3 protein-coding genes are annotated in these 7393 nt (G+C 46.2%); 2 read left to right on the forward strand and 1 reads right to left on the reverse strand.

Annotated elements, in window-relative coordinates; all coding sequences use genetic code 11:
• The first annotated feature begins 146 nt into the window (after positions 1 to 146).
• Entirely contained in the window at positions 147 to 2639 is a 2493-nt protein-coding gene (priA, locus tag AC805_RS01250) for a primosomal protein N' (RefSeq protein ID WP_055073727.1), read from the forward strand.
• A 233-nt stretch (positions 2640 to 2872) separates the two neighbouring features.
• Here priA and AC805_RS01255 read toward each other — a convergent pair whose 3' ends face one another.
• Positions 2873 to 5302, reverse strand: coding sequence for a hypothetical protein (locus AC805_RS01255; RefSeq protein ID WP_156341272.1), 2430 nt, complete (start codon positions 5300 to 5302; stop codon positions 2873 to 2875).
• Between the two features lie 391 nt (positions 5303 to 5693).
• Here AC805_RS01255 and AC805_RS01260 point away from each other — a divergent pair, with 391 nt between their 5' ends.
• On the forward strand, positions 5694 to 7337 hold the full coding sequence (locus AC805_RS01260; protein WP_055073729.1) for a 2-isopropylmalate synthase: 1644 nt from the start codon (positions 5694 to 5696) through the stop codon (positions 7335 to 7337).
• Positions 7338 to 7393: the final 56 nt, after the last annotated feature.

Raw genomic sequence — 7393 nt, forward strand, 5'->3', positions numbered from 1 at the left:
GTCAATTCTTGGGGTTTGATTTGTCCTAATTCAAGTGACTGTAGCTATAAAAACCAAACCCAGCAAGGGTTTTCAAAGCTCGAAATGGCTATGCCATTTTGAGCTTTGGTATAATATCGCCTACGCTTGAGAAAATTAGCGAGAACATGGAATTATTTGATTTGATTGATGGTAATAAGGAGAATTTTGTCAATGTCATCGTTGATTGCATTGGTATTGACGATCTGCTGGCCTATCGGATCCCTGAAGATATCGATATTCAAATCGGAGATATTCTTAGTGTTCCCTTAGGAAATCGTCAAGTCGGAGCGATCGCCTTGCAAATTTGCGATACGGCTCAAGTTGCAGATACCACAACAGAGATTAAATCAGTAATTGCCGTAGTCAGTTCGGGCATTTTCCCAAAAACATATTGGGAAATGCTGACCCTTACTGCTGATTATTATCGTACGCCTCTCATGCAAACCATAAAAACAGCTCTACCCCCGAAACTATTAGATCAATCTCATTATCGAATTAAAGTAAAGCGCGAAAATACAATTCCTGAAAAGCAAGAACGAGAATCCCCTAAATTGCCCAAAGCTGCCCAGATGGTTTGGGAATTTTTGCAAGCACATCAAGATAACTCAAAGGGGATTAGTCGTCGTTATATCTATCAGAAGCTTGGTAGATACACGAGTTCGGGATTAAAAGAACTTCAAAAACTAGCATGGATTGAAACAACTTTGGAGCTTCCCAATCGCCCAAAGCCCAAATACGAAGATATCGTAATTTTGCTCAAGGCTCCCGATCGGGAATTAAGGGAACGGCAGATAGAAGTTCTTACGATTTTGCAACATCAAGGCGGTGAATGTTTGAAAACGCAGTTGTATAAGCTGGCGAAGACAACAGCATCAACGGTGCAGAATTTAGCAGATAAAGGCTATCTAGTGATCTCAAAGCAGGAATCGCTGCGACTAGGGGGCAAAAGCCATACAGTTACACGCGATCGCCCTAAGGATTTAAATGCCGATCAAGATGCGGCTTTACAACAAATTTTGAAGGCGATCGCCGATCGCCATGCAACCCATTTCCTCTTGCATGGAGTGACGGGTTCTGGCAAAACTGAAGTATATTTGCAGGCGATCGCCCCTGTTTTAGAATCTGGGAAATCAGCGCTAGTCCTCGTTCCCGAAATCGGTTTAACGCCGCAGCTTACCGATCGCTTTCGGGCGAGATTTGGCGATGCCAAGGTGAGCGTTTATCATAGCCAGTTATCGGAGGGTGAGCGGTTTGATACATGGCGCTTGATGCTCGCTGGCGAAGCCCAAGTTGTGATTGGTACGCGATCGGCGGTGTTTGCGCCGCTCTCTAATTTGGGATTAATCGTGATGGATGAGGAACATGATCCCAGTTTCAAACAGGATCGACCTCAACCCTGTTATCATGCGCGGACGATCGCTCTATGGCGATCGCATTTGGAGAATGTCCCGCTCATATTAGGTTCTGCCACTCCCTCAGCGGAGACTCTATTCGCCCAAAAAGAAAATAATTCTATCTATTTAGAAATGCCCCATCGTATTGGTAATAAACCGATGCCACCGATTGAGGTTGTGGATATGCGCGATGAGTTTAAAGCTGGGAACTACTCGATTTTGAGTCGCCAACTACAAGAAGCGATCGCGGAAATGTTAGAGAAAAAGCAACAGGGGATTCTCTTTATCCATCGGCGCGGATATAGCACCTTTGTTTCCTGTCGATCCTGTGGCTATGTGGCTGAATGTCCGAACTGCGATGTTTCCCTTTCCTATCACGATCCCATTAATCCTACTGCCCTTCAGCCCAAATCAGCCCATTTACGCTGTCACTATTGCAACTACACGCAAATCCAGCCCAAGTCCTGCCCCCAATGCAGTTCACCCTATTTCAAGCATTTTGGCAGTGGCACGCAAAAAGTGGAGCAGGAACTCGCCAAACTATTCCCCAATATTCGCCTCATTCGCTTTGATAGTGACACCACCCAAAACAAAGATCGCCATCGGTTGCTCATCGATCAATTCCGTTCGGGAGAAGCTGATTTATTAGTGGGAACCCAGATGCTGACTAAGGGTTTGGATATTCCTCAAGTCACCTTAGTCGGCGTGGTTTCTGCGGATGGATTATTAAACTTTTCAGATTATCGCGCGGGCGAGAGAGCCGCCCAGACCTTACTCCAAGTCGCGGGTCGTGCGGGTCGCGGCGAAGAGGAAGGAAGGGTCATCATGCAAACCTATACCCCCGAACATCCTGCCATACAAGCCGTCCAGCAATATCGCCTTGATGAATTTATGCAAACGGAATTGGCAATGCGCGAGTCCTTAAGCTATCCACCCAAGGGGCAAATGGTCTTGATTCATCTCAGTAGCGAGCAAGAACAGGCAGTTGAGAAATCGGCGGATGAGCTAGCGTCATATTTGCGTCAATTGGGAAACAACTGGGATGTCCTAGGGGCAACTCCTGCCGCGATCACGAAAGTTTCCAATCGCTATCGCTGGCAGATTTTGTTGAAATTTGCCCCAGAGGTTTTGCCCGATGTTCCGAGTTTAGAAGAATTACGCATGTTGGTTAATTCTAAAGCCGTGAGAGTAGCGATCGATGTCGATCCCTTAACGATCCTATAGCCGAAACCCAAAAAGGGAATGGCGGCGCAAAGCGCCGCCATTCCCTTCATAAACTAACGTCAGTTCGGGTTACGCTGGCAAATTTAAAAGCCCAAAAGTAAAAGCCTTGCCAAGCAAGGCTTTTACTTTTGGGCTTTTGAGAAAGGGTTTGCTACGCAAACCCTTTCTCAAAAGCCGTTTCAAATTATCCCGAACCCACGCTAAATCAAGGTTGGATCGCGCCTGCGACCATATTAACGAAAGTTCCATATTTCGTAGCGACCATTGCGAAGGGTGAGAATTTGACCTTCGGTGCTACTGGGCAGTACATCCATCCAAACTCTGCTGCCATTCATATCGCTGAATATCAACGAACCATCGCTAGCGAAGGCGATCGCTAATGGATAATGCCGATCGCCCAGATCGACCTTAGCGCGATCGAGCAATAGTAAATATTCAGACTTGCCAGAACCATCAAGGTTGACCGATGAGAGCGTCCATTGCTGCTGCACCAAAATACTAAAATCTTCAATGCTCATCGAAACTTGACCACCCCGTTGCAACTCACCATACATCGCTCTAATCAACCGCTCGATCGTTTTTGGGGAGAGACTTTGCCATTCAATGGGATTTCCCTTAGGCGGATCGAAAGTGCCGCCGCTAGTTACCAATGGCGGGATTACGCTTTTGGGGAGCAATGGGGCAAGTATGGTCTCCCCAGAAGCCAGTATTCTCAAACGTCCATCATCGTTTACCCAGAGAGACTGAGCTGTTAAGGTAGCTGCTTGCGATTTCCCATAGCCATCGTAAAGCACGATACCTAAATTAGGATTGGTTCCAAGTCCAAGAATTCTCCACAGTACGATCGAAGAGCGATCGCTAAGTTCTTTAAATGGAGCGCTGACCCATTTATCCCCATCTTTGATTAGATCAATATTGACCTCATACCATGCTTGCCCAGATTCGAGCTTTGGCGGTGGTAAAAACCATTCAGATCCCGCATCTTTACCAAGATAGGAAACCGTTCCTAATAATTGTTGGGGCTTGATGGCGATCGGGGCAAGATCTAGACGCTGCAATAGTTGATTGGAGTCTTTGGTATCCACCTTTTGCGATCGCAGCCAATGTTCGGCGCGGCGCAGTCCATTGCGCTGTAAAACGACCAATCCCCCCCAGAGCTTAATCTCTATGGCATCGGTAAAGGTCATCATCGTGGTTACCCTTGGCCAGATATGGGGGTGATATTTCGCTAACATTTCCGCAATCTTATCCCCCTTATAGCTGGGGTCGTTAGCGATCGCCAAAGCTTCTTTCCATTTACCATCGATGATATTAATCAGAGCTTTTTCCCCTAGATTAGAATTGGAATTTTGAACTCGATCGCTGGTAATCTTGGCATGTAAGGCGATGAGGTCGTACTGTTCTTGCAGAAATGGAGGAAGGGTTTTCCCTTGCGATCGCCATTCATCAACTACTTGGGTGAATTTTTCGAGGGCAGGCGACCATAAACCCACGCTTGCCATGACCAAGGCATCTTGATAGAGCTTGGGTTGATTTTTGGCCTCGTTTAAATTGATTTGTCGCAACTGGACTTTACCAATCTCCGTGGTGCTATTTTCTTCAGGTTGAAAAACCAAGTATAGAGGTTCAAATTCTTGAGTTTGATTGATTACCAATTGCACAGCATTGGCATCATGAGACAGAACATTACGCCATTTGGGAAGTTCCCCCGTAGAACTCGTCCAAGCATCTAACTCGATTAGCTGCGATCGCTTGTCAATGGGAATGTAATAAATTTGACCATAGGCAATGCCATCAACATTTCCTGCGGTTGAGAACCAAATCCCTTTAAATTGAGAAGGAGGATCAGTTAATAATGAGAATTTTTTGAGGGGAAGTCGATTGCGCCCCACTTGTAACCGTTCGGGAATTGGGTAGGTGGCATATTTAAGGAGCGGCGATCGCACAAAATACTCATCGATGCCTGCGATCGTGGTCGTACTTAATAACAGGATTTTCTCCTCATTGCGATCGCGCACGGGCTGATAGAGACGAATTTCGCGAATATTTTGGGTTTCGGTTTCTAGAACTGTATAGAGAATCTCACCAGTCGGCAAATTATAACTTTCGCCAAGTTTTAATTGAATGCGCCCTAGTTCTGATTGAATTTGAGAAATGCTTTTAGGGATGTTCCACAGAGAATTCGAGTAAAAGGCGGGAGTATCAGTCGAAGCAAGCCAACTAATGGCTGATGGATTAGAAAGGTAAATTAGCCCTAGGGCAATTAGCCCCCCGACGAGGGGAATACTTGTGACAATGCCAAAATTTGACCATGTAAAGCGATCGCGCAGGTCAATTTCTGGTGATGCATTTGATTCATTCGATGCATTCGATGCATTAATATTCTGTGGCTCTAGACGATGATCTAACCGCTCTAACTGGCGATCGCCTTGGGCTTTAACCAGCTCACTTGATTGCTCGACTAGGTCGGCATGAGCAACTTCGCGATCGGGCTTAACGCGATCGGTCTTAACAAGATCGCCAAAAGGTTTTGAGGATTCAGGTAAAGATTCCATGCGCGGCATCGTCAATCTCGTACGGTTGCCATAGCCTAACATATTGATGCAAATATGGGCATTGCTAAAGCCGTGAAGAGTGTACAGTCCGCTAAGCGGACTGTACACTCTTCACGGCTTAGCTGCTTAGAGTTATTTAGGATTTATATTTAGGATTTATCTATATTCACCCATTGGGTAAGTAGCTGGGCATAATTAAAAACCAGAATCAGAACCTGTAGCGCACGCGCAGCTTGCGCTACGGGTTTTGGGGCTTTATATTTAATTGCGCCTAGCTACTTAGATATGGAATGGGTTTACTATTTTTAAAGAAAAGGGCTAAGATTGCATTAGCTTAAGTTTGTGGCGATCGCTGTAACCCAGCAAACTAATCGACCATAAATCGACCATAGCTCGACCATAAATTTAAGTAGTTCCAGTCGCTTCACAGGTTACGTTTTCACAAGTTACGTTTTCACAAGTTACGTTTTCACAATCAACATTCATGAACTAACGCATTATGTCTACTACATCTCAAGAGTCCCAAGTTGCTCAAGACCGAATTATCTTTTTTGACACCACATTGCGCGATGGCGAACAGTCCCCAGGCGCAACTCTGAATGTGGAGCAAAAACTGCTAATCGCTCAGCAACTGGCTCGACTTGGAGTAGACATTATTGAGGCTGGATTTCCCTTTGCGAGCAAAGGCGATTTTCATGCTGTCCAAGAAATTGCCAAGCTCGTTGGCACAGAAAATGGTCCGACGATTTGCGGTTTAGCTCGAGCCACCAAATCTGATATTGATGCAGTGGCTGAAGCCGTCAAGCCTGCGGCGAAAAGCAGAATTCATACTTTTCTCGCCACTTCCGATATCCATTTAGAATATAAACTTCGGAAAACTCGGGCTGAGGTTTTGGCGATCGTGCCCGAAATGGTTGCCCATGCCAAATCAAAGGTTGCCGATGTCGAGTTTTCCCCAGAGGATGCAGGACGATCCGATCCAGAGTTTCTCTATCAAGTCCTCGAAGCCGCGATCGCCGCAGGGGCAACGACAGTTAATATTCCCGATACAGTCGGTTATTTGACACCCTCCGAATTTGGAGCCTTGATCAAGGGTATTAAAGACAATGTCTCGAATATCGATCGCGCCATTATTTCCGTCCATGGTCACAACGATCTTGGTTTGGCAGTGGCGAACTTCCTCGAAGCGGCTAAGAATGGGGCGCGGCAAATGGAATGCACGATCAATGGTATCGGGGAACGAGCAGGCAATGCCGCCCTTGAAGAATTGGTAATGGCTTTGCATGTCCGTCGGGCTTATTTTAATGGCTTCCTCGGTCGTCCCATTGATTCCACTGCCCCCCTCTGCAATATTGATACCAAGCAGATCTATAAAACTTCGCGCCTCGTGTCCAATCTCACGGGCATGTTAGTACAGCCCAATAAGGCGATCGTGGGCGCTAATGCCTTTGCCCATGAGTCGGGTATCCATCAGGATGGCGTATTAAAAAATCGTCTCACCTATGAAATTATGGATGCTCAATCCATCGGGTTGACTGACAACTTGATCGTCCTCGGTAAGCTTTCGGGAAGAAATGCCTTGAGTTCTCGGTTGAGGGAACTTGGTTTTGAACTTTCGGAGCAGGAACTTAATGCCGCGTTTGTTCGGTTTAAAGAGCTTGCTGATAAAAAACGGGAAATTAGCGATCGCGACTTAGAAGCGATCGTCAATGATGAAATCCGTCATGCTCCCGAAGCCTTCAAGCTTGAACAGGTTCAAGTGAGTTGTGGCGATCGCGCTATCCCCACCGCTACGGTCACAATTGTGATGCCTGACGGTCAAGAAATCACCGATGCCTCCACTGGAACTGGTCCCGTCGATGCGATTTACAAAGCGATTAATCGCATTGTGAAAGTACCAAATCAATTGATCGAGTACTCGGTGCAATCGGTAACCGCAGGGATCGATGCCCTCGGCGAAGTCACGATTCGACTCAAGCATCCAGATGCGGGTACGCTTTCAGGGCATTCGGCAAATACTGACATTATTGTTGCCTCTGCAAGAGCCTATCTTAGTGCCCTCAATAAACTCTACTTTGCGTTGCAAATTCCCAGTACCAAAATTGGCGATCGCGAAAAACTTCAAAAAGAAGTTTCTTTGTAAAAGCCTTTTCAATCCCTGCTAAGTAGCTAGACGCAATTAAATATAAAACCCCAAAA

This window comes from Pseudanabaena sp. 'Roaring Creek' (genome assembly GCF_001402795.1).
Taxonomy (GTDB): Bacteria; Cyanobacteriota; Cyanobacteriia; order Pseudanabaenales; family Pseudanabaenaceae; genus Pseudanabaena.